General features: G+C 65.0%; 17 protein-coding genes and 1 riboswitch. Of the genes, 6 read left to right on the plus strand and 11 right to left on the minus strand.

Annotation, left to right across the window (positions count from 1 at the left end; genetic code table 11):
• Positions 1–24 precede the first annotated feature (24 nt).
• From urtE to urtA, 5 genes are all read right to left on the minus strand, one after another.
• Positions 25–720 (minus strand): urea ABC transporter ATP-binding subunit UrtE, encoded by a 696-nt coding sequence (gene urtE / locus DFR52_RS09930; protein WP_110031766.1) that lies wholly within the window; start codon positions 718–720, stop codon positions 25–27.
• Between the two features lie 7 nt (positions 721–727).
• On the minus strand, positions 728–1,498 hold the full coding sequence (gene urtD / locus DFR52_RS09935; protein WP_210205812.1) for an urea ABC transporter ATP-binding protein UrtD: 771 nt from the start codon (positions 1,496–1,498) through the stop codon (positions 728–730).
• Positions 1,495–2,664 carry an urea ABC transporter permease subunit UrtC gene (urtC, locus tag DFR52_RS09940; protein WP_110031767.1) on the minus strand — a complete coding sequence of 390 codons (1,170 nt, stop codon included), beginning with the start codon at positions 2,662–2,664 and terminating at the stop codon, positions 1,495–1,497. The genes urtD and urtC overlap by 4 nt, the downstream gene beginning before the upstream one ends.
• Positions 2,665–2,667: 3 nt before the next feature.
• Positions 2,668–4,617 carry an urea ABC transporter permease subunit UrtB gene (gene urtB / locus DFR52_RS09945; RefSeq protein ID WP_110031768.1) on the minus strand — a complete coding sequence of 650 codons (1,950 nt, stop codon included), beginning with the start codon at positions 4,615–4,617 and terminating at the stop codon, positions 2,668–2,670.
• 93 nt (positions 4,618–4,710) lie between these two features.
• On the minus strand, positions 4,711–5,979 hold the full coding sequence (gene urtA / locus DFR52_RS09950) for an urea ABC transporter substrate-binding protein (RefSeq protein WP_110032055.1): 1,269 nt from the start codon (positions 5,977–5,979) through the stop codon (positions 4,711–4,713).
• A 388-nt stretch (positions 5,980–6,367) separates the two neighbouring features.
• Here urtA and DFR52_RS09955 point away from each other — a divergent pair, with 388 nt between their 5' ends.
• The 6 genes from DFR52_RS09955 to DFR52_RS09980 all read left to right on the plus strand — a co-directional run bounded on the left by DFR52_RS09955 (position 6,368) and on the right by DFR52_RS09980 (position 12,844).
• Positions 6,368–6,757, plus strand: a complete 390-nt coding sequence (locus DFR52_RS09955; RefSeq protein WP_146215581.1) for a hypothetical protein — start codon at positions 6,368–6,370, stop codon at positions 6,755–6,757.
• Between the two features lie 103 nt (positions 6,758–6,860).
• On the plus strand, positions 6,861–7,367 hold the full coding sequence (locus DFR52_RS09960; RefSeq protein WP_110031770.1) for a copper chaperone PCu(A)C: 507 nt from the start codon (positions 6,861–6,863) through the stop codon (positions 7,365–7,367).
• Positions 7,368–7,578: 211 nt separating this feature from the next.
• Positions 7,579–9,000 carry a PepSY-associated TM helix domain-containing protein gene (locus DFR52_RS09965; protein WP_210205814.1) on the plus strand — a complete coding sequence of 474 codons (1,422 nt, stop codon included), beginning with the start codon at positions 7,579–7,581 and terminating at the stop codon, positions 8,998–9,000.
• 88 nt (positions 9,001–9,088) lie between these two features.
• A riboswitch (cobalamin riboswitch) is annotated at positions 9,089–9,300 on the plus strand.
• A gap of 55 nt (positions 9,301–9,355) precedes the next feature.
• The gene (locus tag DFR52_RS09970; RefSeq protein WP_110031771.1) at positions 9,356–10,039 is read left to right on the plus strand and encodes an energy-coupling factor ABC transporter permease; all 684 of its coding nucleotides are present in this window, start codon (positions 9,356–9,358) and stop codon (positions 10,037–10,039) included.
• Between the two features lie 213 nt (positions 10,040–10,252).
• On the plus strand, positions 10,253–10,978 hold the full coding sequence (locus DFR52_RS09975; RefSeq protein WP_110031772.1) for a Crp/Fnr family transcriptional regulator: 726 nt from the start codon (positions 10,253–10,255) through the stop codon (positions 10,976–10,978).
• 261 nt (positions 10,979–11,239) lie between these two features.
• A complete protein-coding gene (locus DFR52_RS09980) occupies positions 11,240–12,844 on the plus strand; it encodes a GMC family oxidoreductase (protein WP_110031773.1) in 1,605 nt (534 codons plus the stop codon).
• A 130-nt stretch (positions 12,845–12,974) separates the two neighbouring features.
• Here the strand turns inward: DFR52_RS09980 and DFR52_RS09985 are convergent, their stop codons facing one another.
• The 6 genes from DFR52_RS09985 to DFR52_RS10010 form a co-directional block, all read right to left on the minus strand.
• On the minus strand, positions 12,975–14,444 hold the full coding sequence (locus DFR52_RS09985; protein WP_110032057.1) for a mannitol dehydrogenase family protein: 1,470 nt from the start codon (positions 14,442–14,444) through the stop codon (positions 12,975–12,977).
• Positions 14,445–14,521: 77 nt separating this feature from the next.
• Positions 14,522–15,295 carry an L-iditol 2-dehydrogenase gene (locus tag DFR52_RS09990; protein WP_110031774.1) on the minus strand — a complete coding sequence of 258 codons (774 nt, stop codon included), beginning with the start codon at positions 15,293–15,295 and terminating at the stop codon, positions 14,522–14,524.
• Complete coding sequence (locus DFR52_RS09995; protein ID WP_110031775.1) at positions 15,292–16,287, minus strand: ABC transporter ATP-binding protein; 996 nt, start codon at positions 16,285–16,287, stop codon at positions 15,292–15,294. The genes DFR52_RS09990 and DFR52_RS09995 overlap by 4 nt, the downstream gene beginning before the upstream one ends.
• Positions 16,288–16,298: 11 nt before the next feature.
• The gene (locus DFR52_RS10000; RefSeq protein WP_110031776.1) at positions 16,299–17,129 is read right to left on the minus strand and encodes a carbohydrate ABC transporter permease; all 831 of its coding nucleotides are present in this window, start codon (positions 17,127–17,129) and stop codon (positions 16,299–16,301) included.
• A gap of 3 nt (positions 17,130–17,132) precedes the next feature.
• Positions 17,133–18,005 carry a carbohydrate ABC transporter permease gene (locus tag DFR52_RS10005; protein ID WP_110031777.1) on the minus strand — a complete coding sequence of 291 codons (873 nt, stop codon included), beginning with the start codon at positions 18,003–18,005 and terminating at the stop codon, positions 17,133–17,135.
• 126 nt (positions 18,006–18,131) lie between these two features.
• The gene (locus DFR52_RS10010; protein ID WP_110031778.1) at positions 18,132–19,442 is read right to left on the minus strand and encodes an ABC transporter substrate-binding protein; all 1,311 of its coding nucleotides are present in this window, start codon (positions 19,440–19,442) and stop codon (positions 18,132–18,134) included.
• Positions 19,443–19,553 lie beyond the last annotated feature (111 nt).

Below are 19,553 nucleotides of genomic sequence, written 5' to 3' on the forward strand. Positions count from 1 at the left end.
GACGCAATCGCGTTGAGTGCCGGTTCAGACCGAAACGGCGGCCCGCAGTTCGTCCTTGGAGAGCGTGGTCTTGTCGCCGGATTTGACCACCGCGCCGCGCTTGAGCACGACGAAGCGGTCGGCGAGCGCGTGGGCGAACTCGAAATACTGTTCCACCAGCACAATCGCCATAGTTCCTTCCGACCGGAGATGGCTGATCACCCTGCCGATCTGCTGGATGATGTTGGGCTGTATGCCCTCGGTCGGTTCGTCGAGCAGCAGCAGCTTCGGCCGCGTCACCAATGCCCGCGCGATCGACAATTGCTGCTGCTGGCCGCCCGACAGGTCGCCGCCGCGGCGGTGGCTCATGTCCTTGAGCACAGGAAACAAGTCGTAGATCTCGCCCGGCACCCGCCGCTCGCCCCGCGGCAGGCAGGCGAATCCGGTCTCGAGATTCTCGGCCACCGTCAGCAGTGGAAAGATGTCGCGCCCCTGCGGCACGTAGCCCACGCCCTTGGCGGCGAGAGCATAGGCAGGCGGCCTGGCGATCGGCTCGCCATCCAGCAGGTAATGGCCGCCGCTCCTCGGGTGCACGCCGGAAATTGCCTTGAGCAGGCTTGTCTTGCCCACCCCGTTGGTGCCCATCACGCAGGTGACCTGGCCGACATGCGCCTCCAGCGAAACGCCGTTGAGGATCTGCGACTGGCCGTAATGCAGTGTCAGGTCGGAAATTTGCAGCATGCTCATCCTAGCGGCCCAGATAGACGTCGATGACGTCGGGATTGGCGGTAACGTGGTCGAGCGAGCCCTCGGCCAACACCGAGCCCTCGTGCAGCACCGTCACCTGGCAGTCGAGCCGGCGGACGAATTCCATGTCGTGCTCGACCACGATGACGGCGCGGGTCCGGGCAGCAGCCTTGAGCAGGTCGGTGGTATGCTCGCGCTCGCCCAGCGTCATGCCGGCGGCCGGTTCGTCAACCAGCAGCAGCTTCGGGTCCTGGGCCAGCAGCATCCCGATCTCCAGCCATTGCTTCTGGCCGTGTGACAGTTCTCCGGAGCGCCGGTGCAGTTGCTCGGCCAGCCCCACCTCGGCCGCGATCTCCTCGATGCGCGTCCTGTCCTCCGCGCCGGTCCTGTGGCGGAGCACGGCAAACGGCGACCGGTCCTTCTTCAGCGCCATCAGCAGATTGTCGAACACGCTCTGCGCCTCGAACACGGTGGGGCGCTGGAATTTGCGGCCGATGCCGGCCCGCGCGATGTCGCTTTCCCTCAGCTTGAGCAGGTCGAGGGACTGCTCGCCAAAGCGCACCCGGCCGCTGTCGGGACGTGTCTTGCCGGTGACGATGTCCATGAAGGTGGTCTTGCCGGCGCCGTTCGGGCCGATAATGGCGCGCAGTTCGTGCCCGCCGATCTGGAACGAGAGGTTGTTGATGGCCCGGAAGCCGTCGAAGGACACGGAAACCGAGGTGACCTCCAGCAGCGCATTCATCGAACTGGCGTCGTGGATCATGCCGGTCATGAGACGTCCTTTCTGAACAGCCGGTCGAACATGCCGCCGATGCCGCGCGGCGCATAAAGCGTCACCAGCACGAAACCGAGGCCGAGCAGCACCTGCCACCAGTCCACCCATCTGACCGTGTAGAAGCCGAGCGGGATGTCGGGCGCCTGTCCGCCGGTGAACCAGGACGACAGCAGCGACACCAGCGCCGCGCCGATGACCGCGCCGTAGATGCGGCCGCGGCCGCCGATGGCGACCCAGACGGCGAGATAGATCGAGGCGATCGGCGCCACTTCGGCCGGGTTGATGATGCCTGCCTGCGGATAGTAGAGCGCGCCGGCGACGGCCGCGATGAGCGCGGAGAGCACGAACACGACCAGCTTGTAGGCTTCCACGGAATAGCCAAGGAAGCGGATCCGCGCCTCGTCGTCGCGGATGGCGCGGATGACATGGCCGAACTTGCCCGACACCACCCATGCGGTGCCGAGATAGCCGAGCGCCAGCGCCAGCGCCGAGGCCCAGAGGAACCAGATCGAGATCACCGACTGCGACAGGTCGGTGAGGCCGGGAATGTTTTGCAGCCCAGACAGGCCGTTGTTGCCCCTGAGGCCGGAGTCGTTCTGGAACAGGTAGAGCGACAGCGCCAGCGTCATCGCCTGGGTCAGGATCGACAGGTAGACGCCGGTCACCCGGCTGCGGAAGGCGAGCCAACCGAACACCAATGCCAGCAGCCCCGGCACCAGCAGCACCAGGATGAGCTGGATGGCGAGGCTGTCGGCGAAAGCCCAGATCGCAGGGATCCTGGAGCCGCCGACGACGCCGAAGATCTGCGTGCCGATCGCCTCGCGGATCTCGCCCGCCGTCGCCGGCAGTTCGGCGGTTGCCATCGAGGCGATGACGATGTCCTTGGTCCGCGCCCACATCAGCCACATGCCGATCATGTAGCCGCCGAGACCGAAGAAGGCGAAATGACCGAGCGAGAGAATGCCGCAATAGCCCCAGACCAGGTCCATGGCGATGGCGACCAGGCACAGGCACAGCGTCTTGCCGAGGATCTTGACGAAGCTGGTCGACATCAGTCCGAGGCCGTAGCCGTCCGACAGCACCGTTGCGCCGATGGTGAACAGCGCCAGCAGGCCGAGGAAGACCAGCACCGACGGCTGGCGGATGAGGAAGCTGCGCTCCATGGCTCAGTCCCCCGCCGCGCGGCCCTTGAGGGCGATGATGCCCTTTGGCCTGAACTGGATGAAGACGATGATGAAGATGATCATGTAGGTCTGGGCCGCCAGCGTGTTGGACGGGTTGAAGAACTCGATGGCCTTCTGCAGCGAGCCGATCATCGAGGCACCGGCCAGCGTGCCCCAGATGTTGCCGACGCCGCCGACCACCACGGTCATGAAGCTCTGGACGATGTAGCCGGAGCCGAGCTCCGAGGTGACCTTGGCAAACAGCCCGATGGCGACGCCGGCGATGCCGGCAATCCCGGATCCGAGGCCGAAGGTGAGCATGTTGATGCGGTCGGGATTGATGCCCATCGACGAGGCCATGCGCGGGTTCTGCGTTACCGCCCGCACCTCGAGGCCGAGGCGCGTCCGGTTGAGGATGAACAGCAGCAGCACCAGGAACACCAGGGCGAGCACGAAGATGGCGATGCGGATGTAGCTGATCGACACCACGTCGTTGAGCACCCAGGCGCCGTCGAGCCATGCCGGCGATGTGAGAGGCCGCGCCTGGGTGCCGAAGATGTTCTTGGCGATCTGCTGCAGCGCGATGGAGATGCCGAAGGTGGCAAGCAGCGTCTCCAGCGGCCGGTGCGCCAGGTGGCGGATGACCAGCCGCTCCAGGGCGACGCCGGCCAGGAAGGCGACGGCGAAGGCGAGCGGCAGCGCCAGCAGGATCGATGCGGTGTAGTTGGGGATGAACTGCTGCACCACGTAGCCCGTATAGGCGCCGATCATGATGAACTCGCCATGGGCCATGTTGATGACCCCCATCACCCCGAAGGTGATGGCGAGCCCGATGGCGGCGAGAAAGTAGATGGATGCCAGCGAGAGGCCGTCGAGCACCAGGTCGAGGAAGCGGTTGAAGCCCACCTGCAGGCTGATCGAGGACAGCGTGTCCTCCGCCGCCTCGGTCAGCGTCGGGTCGGTCTCGGCATAGGCCTCGTAGAAGCGGTACCGTGCGACTTCCGCCTGCTTCATCTCGAGGGTGATCAGCGGCGGCACCCTGCCGTCTGCCACCAGCGCCATGTAGGCGCGGTCGCGCGCCTCCTGGGTGTCGAGGCTTGCCACCGGAATGCCGCCGACCTGGCCATCGGCCATGTGGGCGATCAATGCCTGCTTTCTCGCCTCGGTGGAGACCACCCGCGGCGCCTTGTCGGCATCCACCAGCATGCCGTAGGCGGTGTCGAGATCGATGCTCTTGCCGGGCGTGAGCATGCGGGCGACATTGACGCCGGCGGGGAGGTCCTCGGCGAATCCGGGAGTGGTTGCCACCAGCGGATTGAGCGCGCCGCGGGCGTCGACGCCGAGATCGCCGGCAAACGAGCGGATGGCCTCGGCCCGCCGCGCCGCGTCGGAGCCGAAGCGGATGGTGATGAGGCGTTCGAGCCTGATCTTGCGGGCCTTGAGTGCCGGATCGGTTTCGCTTTCGATGGCGCCGCGCAACGGTTCGAGATGGCTCTCGTTGGCGTCGCGCTCAAGCGCCGTCAGGGCCTCCGTGCGGCGCAGCGGATCGGGGTCGGACAGCTGGAACTCGACCAGTGTCGAGGCGATGACGGCGCGCACGCCGCTGTTGGGCTTGAGCTGGTCGATCGCCGACTTGTCGGCGAGACCGGCTTCGGCGCCGGTGGCAATGTCGATGAGCATATACTGACCGCCGTCAGCGGGCCGGGCGAAGAAGAACCGGCCGTCGTCCTTGCGCTGCCAGACTTCCTTTTCGCGCCATTTCTCAAGAAAACTCGAGACCGAAGGCAGCTTGCTGGCCACCAGCGCATCGAGCACCGGCTCGATCGTGCTGCGCGAGGCCTTCTCGATGGCGGCGCGGTTGGCCTGCAGCAGCATCTGAAGGTCGGAATCCTGCGCCTTGACAGGCGACAGCAGAACCAAGGTTGCGATCAGGACGAGGCAATGGCGAAGCATCAGGGGAACCATTCGTCGGGTAAGGGCCGCGGGCCGGGTGAGGGGAAGCCGTGAAGGCTTCCCCCGCCGTTGCGTCAGTGCGGTGTCGAAGTCTTAATAGTTCGACTTCATCTGCACGCAGGTCTTGGTGTCGGTGTTGTACATGCCGCAGTTGAGATCCTTCCAGTCGGCTTCCAGGACCTTGGATTCCGGCAGGAAGTCGGTCCATGCATCGCCGGGGACCGGCTCGGTCTGGCTGACGATGTCGAACTGTCCGTCAGCCTGGATCTCACCGATGAGCACCGGCTTGGACAGGTGATGGTTGGGTAGCATTTCGGCGGTGCCGCCGGTCAGGTTCGGAAAGGTCTCGCCGATGATCGCGGCGGAGACGGCGTCGACGTCGGTGGTGCCGGCCTTCTCGACCGCCTTCACCCACATGTTGAAGCCGATATAGGTGGCTTCCATCGGGTCGTTGGTCACGCGCTTCTCGCCTGCAAACGCCTTCCATTCCTTGATGAATTCGGCATTGGCGGGGGCGTCGGCGGACTGGAAGTAGTTCCAGGCTGCCAGATGGCCGACCAGGTTGGAGGTGTCGAGGCCGGAGAGTTCTTCCTCGCCCACGGAGAAGGCCACGACCGGGATGTCGTCGGCGGAGATGCCGGCTGCGGCCAGTTCCTTGTAGAAGCCGATATTGGCGTCGCCGTTGATGGTCGAGATCACGCCGACCTTCTTGCCGTCGGCGCCGAGTGCGACCACGTCAGCGACGATCTTCGACCAGTCGGAATGACCGAAGGGCGTGTAGTTGATGAAGATGTCGCTTTCCGGAATGCCCTTCGACTTGAGATAGGCTTCGAGGATCTTGTTGGTCGTGCGCGGATAGACATAATCGGTGCCGAGCAGGGCGAATTTCTGCACGCCGAGCTCTTCCAGGAAGTAGTCGGTGGCGGGAATCGCCTGCTGGTTCGGGGCGGCGCCGGTGTAGAAGACGTTCTTCGAGGATTCCTCGCCTTCGTACTGGACCGGATAGAACAGCAGGCCGTTGAGTTCCTCGATGACCGGCAGGACCGACTTGCGGCTCACCGAGGTCCAGCAGCCGAACATCACGTCGACCTTGTCGACGGTGAGCAGCTCGCGGGCCTTTTCGGCGAACAGCGGCCAGTCGGACGCCGGGTCGACGACGACGGCCTCGAGCTTCTTGCCGAGAATGCCGCCCTTGGCATTCTGCTGCTCGATCAGCATCAGCATGGTGTCCTTGAGCGTTGTCTCCGAGATCGCCATCGTTCCCGACAGCGAGTGAAGGACGCCGATCTTGATGGTCTCGCCTTCGGCGAGCGCCGCATTGCTCAGAAGGGTCGATGTCAGCAGTGCGGCAACACCCGCCATGCGAAGTTTGGTCGTGAAATTCATGGAAGCCTCCGTGTAATTATGTCCACGAGACCTTCCTTGCAATTCCTTTGCCAGTTCCTTCCAGGTGCGTCCAAAAACAGCAAAAGCTAACAAATACAGCGGATTGCGCCCCCGCGGCGACGCTCTCGCTCCTCCGCGCTCCAGCGAATTGCCTAAATATAATGCGATGCGCAATGAATGAGCAGAAATTTGAGGCGATGCCATATCTGCGGTAGCCCGATGTTATAGGGTGTGTCGGCCCCGGGAGGTCGCTGTGACAGTTTGACCGCGCCGTGGACGGCCGGCGAGGGCGCCGCGGTCTTGCGTCGGACACGCCGGTTATGTATCGGTGATCGCGGAAGTCTTCGCGGAATTGGCGGAATTCATGGTCGGACAACGACGCCATCACGGGATTGCAGGCTGGGCGCGGTTCTTCTGCGTGCTGTCGCTGGTTCTGGTCGGCTTTGCGCATCGTCCGGTCGCTGTTGCTTCGCCCGCGGCCGCGGAACTCTCCGCCTACGCGCTGCCCGACGGATCGCTGCCGTCGTTCTGCCTGCCGGGCGACGGATCCGACGGCAAGTCCGGCGCAAGGTCGGGCCATTGCGAATTCTGCCGCATTGCCGCCGGCGCCATGCTGCCGTCGCCGCTGGCCGTTGCCGACACGATGTTCGTGCTCGTCGGTCAGGCGCACCCCCCGGCGGCCGATGACCGGCCGGCCTCCCGTGTCTTTGCTCCCGGCACCCCGCCGCGCGGGCCACCCTTGCTCAACGCTTGACCGTCTGAAAGGCCTATTCTGCGCCGTCTCCGGCGCGGGTGAGGGCCACAAGTCATCGTTCGGCGTCGGCCTTTCCGGCGCGCCAAAGCCAAGGATCAGATCCATGAAAACGCTTTCCCTGTTCGCAGCCGCCCTGTTTGCCGCCATCGCCACTCTGGCGGTTCCCACCGTCGCCGCGGCCCACGAGTTCAAGCTCGGCGATCTCGTCATCCACCATCCGCACATGAAGGGCACCCCGCCCAACGCCCCGGTGTCGGGCGGCTACCTGACCATCGAGAACACCGGCTCCGAAGCTGATCGTCTTGTCTCGGCCGACACCGGATTCGCCGGCCAGACCCAGATTCACGAGATGAGCATGGAAGGCGACGTCATGAAGATGCGCGAACTCCCGGATGGCCTGGAAATCCCGGCCGGCGGCTCGGTGGAGCTCAAGCCGGGCGGCTACCACGTCATGTTCATGCAGCTCAAGGAACAGATGAAGCCCGGCGAAATGCGCAAGGCGATCCTGACCTTCGAGAAGGCGGGCCAGATCGAGGTGGAGTTCAAGGTCGATGACATGAGTGGTGCCGGCACCGACCATTCGACCATGAAGATGGGCAACGGCGGCTGATACCCCGACGATCCTGAGGCTGCCGCCGGCAACTGCGGCAGCCCGACCGGACGAAACGGGCCCTCGGCCCGCGCAACCCTGCTCGCAGCGTCATCCGGCGCTGCGGTAGGTCCGGTCGCGCCCTTAAGTGCCATGCAATTTCTCTGTTTGTCTCAATCTGGTGCTGCGCGGCTTTTGCGGCCTGCGGCAGCCATTCACGAAAGCTCCCTCGATGACCGACATTTCCACCGAATTCCCCGGGCGGGAGGCTTCGCGGCGCGACAAGCCGCTGGCCAGCCGTTTCTATCTCGCAGCCTGGCGCTGGCATTTCTATGCCGGGCTCTATGTCGCTCCGTTCCTGCTGATGCTCGCCGTCACCGGGCTGATCATGCTCTATACGATGGTGTTTGACGGCCGGGACGGGGAGAAGATCACCGTCGAGCCGGGTCAGGCGGTGGCCGCGCTGTCGCTGCAGGCCGATGCCGCCCTGGCCGCCGTGCCGGGCTCCGAACTGGTCGAGTGGATCGGCCCGATGGACGCCCGTGGCGTCTCCGTCTTCCGTGTCTCGCAGGGCGACGCGCAGACGATGGTGGCAGTCGATCCCTATCGCACGGAGGTGGTCGAGACCTGGAACCGTCAGGCCGGCTGGTACGATTTTGCCAACGACATCCACGGATCACTGCTGATCGGCGATCTCGGCGATCGGCTCATCGAGATTGCCGCCGGCTTCGGCATCGTGCTCGTCATCACCGGGCTCTACATGTGGCTGCCGCGGCGCGGCCAGGACTGGCGCAGCGTGCTGGTGCCTGCCGTCTTCGCCAGGGGCCGGGAGCGCTGGAAATCGCTCCACCGCTCCGTCGGCTTCTACGTCGCGATCCTGCTGGTGGCCTTTCTCATCTCCGGCATGTCGTGGACCGGCATCTGGGGCGACCGTTTCGTGCAGGCCTGGAGCACGTTCCCGGCCGCCAAGTGGGACAATGTCCCCCTCTCCGACAAGACCCATGCCGCCATGAACCACGGCGCCACCAAGGATGTGCCCTGGGCGCTGGAGAAGACACCGATGCCGGAATCCGGTTCCGAGGTCGCGATCGAGGCCCGTTCGGCGGGCATGAACCCGGATGTCGGCGCCATTGCCGCACTGGGGCGCGATCTCGGCCTGGAAGGACGCTTCCGCATCAACTATCCCGCCGGAGACGCCGGCGTCTGGACGCTGTCGCAGGATTCCATGAGCTTTGATTCCACCGATCCGATGGTCGACCGCACCGTGCATGTCGACCGTTTCACCGGCAACATCCTCGCCGATGTCGGGTTTGCCGATTATTCGCTGCCGGGCAAGGCCATGGCCGTCGGCGTCGCGCTCCACGAAGGCACCGCGGGTTGGTGGAACGTCGCGCTCAACACCGTCTTCTGCCTGTCGGTGATATTCCTGTCGGTCTCAGGGATCGTCATGTGGTGGATGCGCCGGCCCTCGCAGGCGGTGCGCCTGGCGGCGCCGCCGCGCGGTGCCGAGATGCCGCTGTGGAAAGGTGCCGCCATCGTCATGGTGCTGGTGTCGCTGATGTTTCCGCTGGTCGGGCTGACGCTGATCGTGGTTCTGGCGCTCGATGCGCTCGTTATCCAGCGCATCGGCCCGTTGCGCCGCCTGGTCTCCTGACCCGGCCCCGGCGGGCGGCCGGGCCGCCCGCCGGGTTGAAAATGACCAGCCGATGCCGTCGGCGGGATTGCGCAAGGCGGCCGCCTTGCCTATTCATGGATGCGATGGTTCCGCCGAGCCCAAGGCAAGGCGGATGAAAAAGGGAACACGGTGAGGTCGACCCGATGAGGGACCGAAACCGTGGCTGCCCCCGCAACTGTGAGCAATGAGCGACATCCGGACGACCACTGGCCGAGGCCGGGAAGGTGGATGAAGCGACGATCTGCAAGCCAGGAGACCTGCCATCGAACGCCGGCGCGTCACGCGCCACAACCCGTCACGAAACCACACGGTGGGTGTGGAAAGGAAGAAAATCATGCATATCGAACCCGGCGTCGTTGATGGCGCCAAGATCGTCCTGAGTTACGCGACCGCCGCCGCCTCGCTGGGCCTGGTCGGCAAGATGGCCGTCGACACCGTGCGCGAGCATGGCAGCATTGCCGCCGCCGCGCTTCGCTCGGTCGCCACGACCGCACTCGTCTTCACCTTTTTCGAAGTCTTCCCGCATGAAGCGGTGGGCGTCTCCGAGGTGCACCTGATTCTCGGCTCGACGCTGTTCCTGGTTTTCGGAGCGGGTCCGGCCGCCATCGGCCTCGTGCTCGGCCTGCTGCTGCAGGGCGTGTTCTTCGCGCCGTTCGACCTGCCGCAATACGGCATGAACATCACCACGCTGATCGTGCCGCTGTTTGCCATGGCGGCGCTGGCCAAGCGGATCATCCCGGCCCGCACAGCCTACAAGGATGTGAGCTACATGCAGGCGCTGACCCTTTCGGTGACCTTCCAGGGCGGCATTGTCGCCTGGGTGGCGTTCTGGGTTGTCTATGGCCACGGCTTCGGCGCGGAGAACCTCGCTTCGGTCGCCACATTCGCCGCCGCCTACATGACGGTTGTCGTCGTCGAGCCGCTGATCGATCTCGGCGTGCTGGCAATCGCCAAGAATCTGCACGGCCTGGGCGGCGCCACGCTGTTCCAGAACCGTCTCTATCACGCCAACGCCTGAACCGGATGCCTGGTCCTTGTGAAAGTTTGGGCAGGCAGAATAAAATACAGATACGGCGGCCTCGGGTCGCCGTATTTTTTTGTCCGGCAACGATTTCTGGTTATAATCTACTGAATCTGTTATGTGTCGTCGCAGATTTGATATGCTCATGTCGTAATATATTCAATCTGATGATTTGGTAGATGCAATCGCGACAACGGATCGGGGTGCCTCATGGATTTCGTGCGCAAGGATGTCCACAACTCTGAACTTCCGGTTCTGTGCCGATCGTGCGAATCGCGCCACCGCGGCATCTGCGGCGTGCTCTCGCCAGAGCAACTCGTCCGGCTCAGCCGCCACTCGTCCCGCCACGGCGCCGGGGCCGGGCAGGAACTCAGCGGCGAAAGCCTGGAGACCAAATCCTACTCCAACATCATTTCCGGCGTGGTCAAGCTGTCCAAGATGATGGCCGATGGCCGCCAGCAGATTGTCGGGCTGCAGTTCGCGCCGGACTTTCTCGGCCGTCCGCTGCGCCAGGAGAACGGCGTCACCGCGGAAGCCGCCACCGATGTGGAATTGTGCAGCTTCCCGAAGGCGGCGATGGACCGCATGATCCGGGAAATGCCCGAACTGGAACACAAGCTGCATGAGCAGACCCTCAACGAGCTCGACGAGGCCCGCGACTGGATGCTCACCCTGGGACGCAAGACGGCGTCGGAAAAGGTGGCGAGCTTCCTGCTGCTGATTGCAACCCACGCCGACCCGGAGCTGGAAACGGACTGCTCCGACTTCGACCTGCCGATGAGCCGCGGTGACATCGGCGATTTCCTTGGCCTGACCATCGAGACCGTGTCCCGGCAGATGACCAAGCTGCGCAAGGAGGGGATCATCATCATCGACCACAACCGTCATGTGGTGGTGCCCGATCTCTCCCGGCTGGCCGACCGCGCCGCCATCTGAGCGGCGCCGTCGCCTCGGCGGGTCCACGGACCGCGCGCTTGTCTGCCGAACCGGCCTTCCCCGGGTTCCAACAGCCGAGCGCCGTGCAGAGCTCCGAGGCTTGGGCCTGCTCCCGCCCACGTGGCATGCGGTCATGAAAATCACGATTGCCAGAAACAACCCGTTGGTGCGCTGGCCGCCATGCGGTAGCGTCGACCGGTCGGCAGCGGCGGGGAGGCCGCACCGGCGGCAATGGGGGCGTCGTGTCGGAGGGGCGGCGGGATGGAATTCGATTATGTGGTCGTTGGCGGCGGCTCGGCCGGGTCGGTGCTGGCCGCACGGCTGTCGGAAGATCCCGGCGTGACGGTCTGCCTGCTGGAGGCGGGCGGCGACGGCCGGGGAATTCTGGTTCGCGCGCCGCTCGGCGTTGTGGCCATGCTGCCGGGAAGACCGAAAATCAACAATTGGGCTTACGCCACCGAACCGCAGGCGGGGCTCGACGGCCGCCGCGGGTTCCAGCCGCGCGGCCGGATGCTCGGCGGCTCGAGCGGCCTCAACGCCATGCTCTATGTCCGCGGCCATCCGTCCGACTATGACGACTGGGCCGCCTCCGGCTGCGAGGGCTGGGGCTGGGATGACATGCTGCCCTGGTTTGTCCGCTCCGAGCGCAACCAGCGCGGCGCGGACGGGTTACACGGCGGCTCCGGCCTGCTGCAGGTCTGCGACCAGCAGACGCCGCGCGCCATATCGCGCGCCTTTGTCGAGGCTGCGGCGCAGATGCAGATCCGCCGGAACGACGATTTCAATGGGCCGGAGCAGGAAGGCGCCGGGCTCTATCAGGTCACCCAGCATTTTGACCGGGGCAGGCGGGGCGAGCGCTGCTCGGTGGCGTCGGCCTATCTGCATCCGGTGATGTCCAGGCCCAATCTGCAGGTGATCACCGGCGCCCATGCGACCAAGGTGGACCTGGATGGCAGGCGCGCCGTCGGCGTGGCCTACCGTCGGCGCGGCCGCGACCGCAGCGTTCGCGCGCGCCGCGAAGTCATCCTCTGCGGCGGGGCATTCAACTCGCCGCAACTGCTGATGCTGTCGGGGATCGGGCCGGGGGCCGAGCTTCAGCGCCACGGCATCGGCGTCATCCAGGACCTGCCGGGTGTCGGCGCCAACCTGCAGGACCACATCAACTTCACGCTGCTCTACCGGACGGCCGATACCGAAGTGTTCGGGCTCGGCCTGGTCGGGGCGGCCAGGCTGGTGGGCGAGATCCTGCGCTGGCGCCGCGACGGCTCGGGACTAGTGGCCTCGCCGGGCGCCGAGGCCGGCGCCTTCGTCCGATCGGATCCGGCGCTGCCGCGGCCGGATCTGCAACTGCATTTCGTCGGCGGGATCGTCGACGACCACACACGCAAGCTGCATCTCGGTTTCGGCTACTCCGCCGATGTCTGCGTGCTCCGCCCCTGGTCGCGCGGCGAAGTGGGACTTTCCGGCCCGAACCCGCTGGCGGCCCCGCGCATCGACCCGAACTATCTCGGCGACGGGCGGGATGCGGATCTGCTGCTCAAGGGCGCCCGGCTGATCCGCTCGATCATGGAGGCGCCGGCGCTCGCCCGCTACAAGACCGGCGAGCTCTACACCGAGGGGGTGGAGAGCGATGCCGACTGGATGGCGCAGATCCGCGCCCGCGCCGACACGATCTATCATCCCGTCGGCACCTGCCGCATGGGCCGCGATCCGCTGGCGGTTACCGACCCGCAATTGCGCGTCCGCGGCATCGACCGCCTGCGGGTCGTCGATGCCTCGATCATGCCGACGCTGATCGGCGGCAACACCAACGCGCCGACAGTGGCGATTGCCGAAAAGGCGGCGTCAATGATCCGGTCTGGCTGAGGAGCGCGAAGACGCGAACTGCCCGGCCATCCGGGGAGGATGCCGGAAGGCCGGGCAGGGGCCGGAGCGGGCCGCTGAATCCCGCGCCGGCTGGGCGGGAAGCGGAAGGCGAAGGGTGGCCCTGCGCCGTTCAGCCCTTCACATAGGCTTCGAGGGTCGCCCGGGCGCCGTTCTTCCAGAGCGCTGCCACCGCCTTGGCGAAGGCGGCGCGGAAGATCTCGTTGTCCGACAGCGAGCCGAAGATGTCGCGCATGTCGAGAAACTTCAGTGGCTCGCTGCGGGCGGCGTGACCGTGGACGCGCAGCCGTTCGGCCGACGGGTCATCGATCGTGTAGCTGCTGCCGTCCTCGCGCTCTCCGGCGCAATAGCGGCACCACAGCGCCACTTCCAGCGCCAGTCCGTCAATCGATTGTCCCGCCTCGAGCCGCGCCGCGATCGTCGGCAGGATGAATTTCGGCTGCCGGTTGGAGCCGTCGAGACAGAGCCGCGCGATCGTGTCGCCGAGTGCCGCATTGCCGAAGCGCTCCGCCACCTTGTGGTAGTAGTCGGTGAGGCTGACGCCCGGAATCTCCGGCACGGTGGGGATCATCTCGGCGAATTCGAGTTTCTCCAGGAACCCGGCGATCAGCGGATCGGCCATGGCGTCATGGGCGAATTCGTGGCCGAGCAGCGCCGATGAGTAGGCGATCACCGCATGGCCGCCATTGAGAATCCGGAGCTTCATCAGTTCGTAGGGGGCGACGTCCTTGACGAATTCGACTCCCACCGTTTCCAGCGCCGGTCGGCCCTGCGGGAAATTGTCCTCCAGCACCCACTGCCGGAACGGCTCGCAGACCACGGGCGCCGCATCATCGATGCCGAAGCGATCCCTGACCAGGTCGATCTCGCGTGGCCCTGTGGCCGGCGTGATGCAGTCGACCATGCCGCAGGGAAAGGCGACATGGGCGGCGATGTGGGCGGCGATGTCGCCGGGCATCTGCCGCGCCAGGCCAAGCACGGCGGCGCGGGCGACATGGCCGTTCTCCGGCAGGTTGTCGCAGGACATCACCGTGAACGGAGCGAGGCCCGCCTGACGGCGGCGGTCTAGGGCTGCAACGATGATCCCGAACACCGTTTTCGGCGCAGCGGGCGTGCGGCTGTCGGCGACGATGTCGGGATGGGAGGCGTCGAAGCTGCCGGTCTTGGCGTCGATGTAGTATCCGCCCTCGGTAACAGTCAGCGAGACGATGCGGATGGCCGGATCGGCCATGGCGGCAATGGTGGCCTCGGCGTCGATTTCGGCGAAACCGATCATCGAGCCGGTGATCATGCCCGAGAAGCCCTTGGGGTCGAGCTCGACCACCGTTGTCAGCCAGTCCTGCGCCTTAAGCTTGCCGCGCATGGCGGCATCGAAGCTCTTGATGCCGGCGCCGATGATGGCCCAGTCGTGGTCGCGGCCGCTGTCGAACAGCCGGTGCAGGTAGTGCGCCTGGTGGGCGCGGTGAAAATTGCCCACCCCGACATGCACGATGCCGGCGCTGAGATCAGCGCGGCTGTAGCTCGGAACCGAGACGCGTTGGCCGAGGTCGGCGAGCGTCGAGAGCGCGGGTTTCAGAGTCATGCTGGCGTCCTTGTTGAGACCCGCCGGCGGCATGGACCGCGGCAGGCAATGCTGTCTTTTCGAGCCGGCCGGATGGCTCAGCTCATCCAGTTGCCGCCGTCGACATTGTAGGTCTGGGCGACGATGTAGTCGGCCTCCCTGGAGGCAAGGAAGATGGCCATGCCGGTGAGGTCCTCTGCCGTGCCCATGCGGCCGAACGGCACGGCGGCGCCGACCTGGCGGCGCTTCTCCCCCAGCGGCAGGTTCTCGTGCCTGGCAAACAGCGCGTCGACGCCGTCCCAGTGCTCGCCGTCGACGACGCCTGGGGCGATCGCGTTGACATTGATGCCGTGTGAAATCAGGTTCAGTCCCGCCGACTGGGTCAGGCTGATGACGGCCGCCTTCGTGGCGCAGTAGACACCGACAAGCGCCTCGCCGCGGCGACCGGCCTGGCTTGCCATGTTGATGATCTTGCCGCCGCGACCGTTGGCAATCATCACGCGTGCCACCGCCTGCAGGGTGAACAGGGTGCCGGCCACATTGATCGAGAACAGGCGGTCATAGCTTGCCCGGGTGATCTCGGTGATCGGCGCCAGGTCGAACAGCGCCGCATTGTTGATCAGGATGTCGATGCCGCCGTGGCGGGCAGCCACGGTCGCCACGCATTCCTCGATCGAGATCTGGCTGGAGACGTCGAGATGCACGGCGAAGGCGCGATCACCTATCGCCTCTGCGGTTTCCGTGGCGCGGCCGAGGTCGATGTCGGCGATGGCAACGGTGGCGCCCTCGCGCACATAGGCCTCGGCGAAGGCGCGGCCGATGCCGCGCGCCGAGCCGGTGATCAGCGCGATCTTGCCCTCGAGCCGCTTCATGCCAGGGTCTTTCCCTGGGCGTCGAAGCGGTGGATGCAGGCAGGGTCGGGCGTCAGATGCACCGGCGCGCCGTACTTGAGCGCCGTATCGCCCTCGGTGCGAACCGTCATCGTGTCCATGCCGTCCATGTGGACGTGCAGGAAGGTGTCGGATCCGAGCCGCTCGGTGACGCCGATCTTGCCGGCCCAGCCGCTGTCGGACAGCTTGAGGTGCTCGGGTCGGATGCCGATCGTGTCGGCGCCATGCTTGGCAGCCTCCGGACCGGTGACGAAGTTCATCTTCGGCGAGCCGATGAATCCGGCGACGAACTTGTTGGCCGGGTGGCGATACAGATCCAGCGGCGAGCCGACCTGCTCGATGCGGCCCGCCGACAGCACGACGATCTTGTCGGCCATGGTCATGGCTTCGACCTGGTCGTGGGTGACGTAGATCATCGTCGTCTTCAGCGACTGGTGCAGCTCGGAAATCTCAAGCCGCATGTTGACCCTGAGTGCCGCGTCCAGGTTCGACAGCGGCTCGTCGAACAGGAAGGCCTTCGGCTCGCGCACGATGGCCCGTCCGATGGCCACGCGCTGGCGTTGGCCGCCGGAGAGCTGGCCTGGGCGCCGGTCGAGATAGTCGGTCAGGTTGAGCACCTTGGCAGCGCCATTGACCTTGGCGTCGATCGCCGCCTGGTCCATGCCCGCCATCTTCAGCGGGAAGGCGATGTTCTTGCGCACGCTCATGTGCGGATAGAGCGCGTAGGACTGGAACACCATGGCGAGCCCGCGCTTGGCGGGCGGCGTGTGCGAGGCGTCCTGGCCGTCGATCAGGATCTGGCCCGAGGAAATGTCCTCAAGCCCGGCGATCAGCCTGAGCAGGGTCGACTTGCCGCATCCAGACGGCCCGACAAAGACCACGAACTCGCCTTCGCCGATCTCGAGGTCGAGCGGCCGGATGACATCGGTGTTGCCGAAGGATTTGGTGACCTGCTTGAGGGTAATCTGTCCCATGTTCGTCTCCCCTATTTCACGGCGCCGAAGGTCAACCCGCGGACCAATTGTTTCTGGCTGAACCAACCCATGATCAGGATCGGGGCGATGGCCATGGTCGAGGCGGCCGAAAGCTTGGCGTAAAACAGGCCTTCGGGGCTCGAATAGCTGGCGATGAACGCGGTCAGCGGCGCGGCGTTGGCCGCCGTCAGGTTGAGCGTCCAGAAGGCTTCGTTCCAGGCCAGGATGATGTTGAGCAGCAGTGTCGAGGCGATGCCCGGCACGGCCATCGGCGTGAGCACATGGATGATCTCGGACCAGAGCGTGGCGCCGTCCATGCGGGCCGCCTCGAGGATTTCGCCGGGGATTTCCTTGAAATAGGTGTAGAGCATCCAGACGATGATCGGCAGGTTGATCAGCGTCAGCACCACCACCAGGCCGGGGACGCTGTCGAGCAGGCCGGTGTCCCGGAAGATCAGGTAGATCGGGATCAGCACGCCCACCGGTGGCAGCATCTTGGTCGAGAGCATCCACATCAGGATGTCCTTGGTGCGCCGGGTGGGCACGAAGGCCATCGACCAGGCGGCCGGGATGGCGATGAGCAGGCCGAGGAGGGTCGAACCGACCGATATGACCACCGAGTTGTAGAAATGGCGCGCATAGTTGGAGCGCGACTGCACCTCGGTGTAGTTTTCCAGCGTCCAGCTGAAGTTGAGGAACGAGGGAGGGGAGGCGACGGCTTCGGCCTCGGTCTTGAAGCTGGTCAGCACGGTCCAAAGGATCGGAAAGAAGATCAGGAAGCCGATCGACCAGGCCAGGATCGTCACGATCGTCTTGTGGCGGGTGGATACTGCGCGGGCCATGGTCTACGCCTCCAGGTTCTTGCCGATCATCCGCATCAGGAAGATCGCAACGATATTGGCGAGGATGACGGCGACGATGCCGCCGGCGGAGCCGCCACCCACGTCGAACTGCAAGAGCGACTGGGCGTAGACGAGATAGGTGATGTTGGTCGATGCATTGCCCGGGCCGCCATTGGTGGTCACCAGGATCTCGGCGAACACCGAGAGCAGGAAGATGGTCTGGATCAGGATCACCACCGTGACCGCCCGCGTGAGGTGCGGCACGACGATGTAGATGAAGCGGCTGAAGGTGCCGGCGCCGTCCATTTCGGCGGCTTCCATCTGCTCGCGGTCGAGCGACTGCATGGCGGTAAGCAGGATCAGCGCTGCGAACGGCAGCCATTGCCAGGCGACGATGAGAATGATCGAGGCCAGCGGCGCCTGGCTGAGAAAATCGAACGGCTGCAGCCCGACCGCCTTGGCCATGTAGGCGAACAGCCCGTTGACGGGATTCATGAACATGTTCTTCCACACCAGCGCGGACACGGTGGGCATGACGAAGAAGGGGGCGATGACCATGATGCGGACGAAGCCCTGGCCGTACATCGCCTGGTCGAGCAGCAGGGCCAGCAGCGTGCCGCCGATGACGGTGATCAGCAGCACGCCGCCGACGAGCAGCAGCGTGTTCTTCAGTGCGGTGAAGAAGGCCGGGTCGGTGAGGAAGTAGGAATAGTTGTCGAAGCCTGCCCACTGCTCCATGCCGGGCATCAGCAGATTGTAGCGCAGGAACGAGAAATAGATCGTCATCGCCAGCGGCACGATCATCCAGCACAGCAGCATGAGAACTGCGGGTGCTAACATGAAGCGGGCGGCAATTCGAGAATGAGCGGTGGCCATGAGAGTCGTCCCCGTTGTTCAGCCGTCCCGTGCGGAAGTCGGCGGAAGGCGCATGAGCGGAATCGGGTAGTGTCTTGAAAAGCAGGGCCGGATCCCGAAGGATCCGGCCCTCTCCGGGAGGAGCGGTTACTTGATGTAACCAGCCTTGGTCATTTCGCGCGTCGCCAGGTTCTGGGCGTTGGCAAGCGCTTCATCGACGGAGGTGGTTCCGGCAAGCGCTGCCGAGAACTGCTGTCCGACTGCAGTGCCGAGGCCCTGGAACTCGGGAATCGCCACGAACTGCACGCCGGTGTAGGGGACTTCGTCCACTGTCGGCTTGGTCGGGTCGGCCGCGTTGATCGAGTCGATCGTCATCTTGGCGAACGGGATCTTGGCGTATTCCGGGTTTTCATAGAGCGAGGTGCGGGTGCCGGGAGGAACGTTGGCCCAGCCTTCCTTCTCGGCCACAAGCGCCAGGTAGTCCTTCGAGGTTGCCCAGGCGACGAACTTCTTGGCGGAATCGACCTTCTGCGAGCCGGCCGGGATGCCCAGCGACCAGGCCCAGAGCCAGTTGCCGCGCTTGCCCAGACCGTTGTCGGGAGCCAGCGCGAAACCGACCTGGTCGGCGACCTTGGAATCGGCGGGGTTGGTCACGAAGGATGCGGCCACCGTGGCGTCGATCCACATGCCGCACTTGCCCTGCTGGAACAGCGCCAGGTTCTCGTTGAAGCCGTTGTTGGATGCGCCGGGAGGGCCCGATGCGTTCATCATGTCGACATAGAAGGAGAGCGTGTTCTTCCAGGCTTCGCCGTCGAACTGCGGCTTCCAGTCCATGTCGAACCACTTGGCGCCGAACGAGTTGGCGGCAGCGGTGAGGAACGCCATGTTCTCGCCCCAGCCGGCCTTGCCGCGCAGGCAGATGCCGTAGATTTCGGCATCCTTGTCGGTCATCTTGGCGGCGGCTTCCTTGATGAAGTCCCAGGTGGGCGCATCGGGCATTTCCAGGCCGGCCTTCTCCATCAGGTCCTTGCGGTACATGACCATGGAGCTCTCGCCGTAGAACGGCGCCGCATAGAGATTGCCATCAACCGTCAGGCCGCCACGGATGGCGGGCAGGAGGTCATCGACGTCGTAGCTGGCGGGCAGGTCGTTGAGGCTGACGAGCCAGCCCTGCTTGCCCCAGATCGGCACTTCGTAGGTGCCGATCGTCATCACGTCGAACTGGCCGCCCTTGGTGGCGATGTCGGTGGTGACCTTCTGGCGCAGCACGTTCTCTTCGAGCGTGACCCATTCCAGGTCGATGTCGGGGTTCTTCGCCTTGAAATCATCCGTCAGCTTCTGCATGCGGATCATGTCGCCGTTGTTGACGGTGGCGATTGTGAGTGTCTCGGCCAGTGCCGGCGACATCGCGGCGCACAGCGCCGACGCACCCAGAAGGGCGCGAACGAAATTCTTCATAATTTCCTCCCAAACTCCGATGGGCAATTGCCATCAATACGGGCAATTGTTCACATTGGGGCGAGCGAATGTCAACGAGATTCGTTTCCGCGCTGCAGCATGAAAACAGAA

The organism is Hoeflea marina (genome assembly GCF_003182275.1).
GTDB lineage: Bacteria > Pseudomonadota > Alphaproteobacteria > Rhizobiales > Rhizobiaceae > Hoeflea > Hoeflea marina.

Excerpts from the sequence above, each read along its gene's own strand:
- urtE (WP_110031766.1), bottom strand. The coding sequence starts at position 720 with ATGCTGCAAATTTCCGACCTGACACTGCATTACGGCCAGTCGCAGATC.
- urtD (WP_210205812.1), bottom strand. The coding sequence starts at position 1,498 with ATGACCGGCATGATCCACGACGCCAGTTCGATGAATGCGCTGCTGGAG.
- urtC (WP_110031767.1), bottom strand. The coding sequence starts at position 2,664 with ATGGAGCGCAGCTTCCTCATCCGCCAGCCGTCGGTGCTGGTCTTCCTC.
- urtB (WP_110031768.1), bottom strand. The coding sequence starts at position 4,617 with ATGCTTCGCCATTGCCTCGTCCTGATCGCAACCTTGGTTCTGCTGTCG.
- urtA (WP_110032055.1), bottom strand. The coding sequence starts at position 5,979 with ATGGCGGGTGTTGCCGCACTGCTGACATCGACCCTTCTGAGCAATGCG.
- DFR52_RS09955 (WP_146215581.1), top strand. The coding sequence starts at position 6,368 with ATGGTCGGACAACGACGCCATCACGGGATTGCAGGCTGGGCGCGGTTC.
- DFR52_RS09960 (WP_110031770.1), top strand. The coding sequence starts at position 6,861 with ATGAAAACGCTTTCCCTGTTCGCAGCCGCCCTGTTTGCCGCCATCGCC.
- DFR52_RS09965 (WP_210205814.1), top strand. The coding sequence starts at position 7,579 with ATGACCGACATTTCCACCGAATTCCCCGGGCGGGAGGCTTCGCGGCGC.
- DFR52_RS09970 (WP_110031771.1), top strand. The coding sequence starts at position 9,356 with ATGCATATCGAACCCGGCGTCGTTGATGGCGCCAAGATCGTCCTGAGT.
- DFR52_RS09975 (WP_110031772.1), top strand. The coding sequence starts at position 10,253 with ATGGATTTCGTGCGCAAGGATGTCCACAACTCTGAACTTCCGGTTCTG.
- DFR52_RS09980 (WP_110031773.1), top strand. The coding sequence starts at position 11,240 with ATGGAATTCGATTATGTGGTCGTTGGCGGCGGCTCGGCCGGGTCGGTG.
- DFR52_RS09985 (WP_110032057.1), bottom strand. The coding sequence starts at position 14,444 with ATGACTCTGAAACCCGCGCTCTCGACGCTCGCCGACCTCGGCCAACGC.
- DFR52_RS09990 (WP_110031774.1), bottom strand. The coding sequence starts at position 15,295 with ATGAAGCGGCTCGAGGGCAAGATCGCGCTGATCACCGGCTCGGCGCGC.
- DFR52_RS09995 (WP_110031775.1), bottom strand. The coding sequence starts at position 16,287 with ATGGGACAGATTACCCTCAAGCAGGTCACCAAATCCTTCGGCAACACC.
- DFR52_RS10000 (WP_110031776.1), bottom strand. The coding sequence starts at position 17,129 with ATGGCCCGCGCAGTATCCACCCGCCACAAGACGATCGTGACGATCCTG.
- DFR52_RS10005 (WP_110031777.1), bottom strand. The coding sequence starts at position 18,005 with ATGGCCACCGCTCATTCTCGAATTGCCGCCCGCTTCATGTTAGCACCC.
- DFR52_RS10010 (WP_110031778.1), bottom strand. The coding sequence starts at position 19,442 with ATGAAGAATTTCGTTCGCGCCCTTCTGGGTGCGTCGGCGCTGTGCGCC.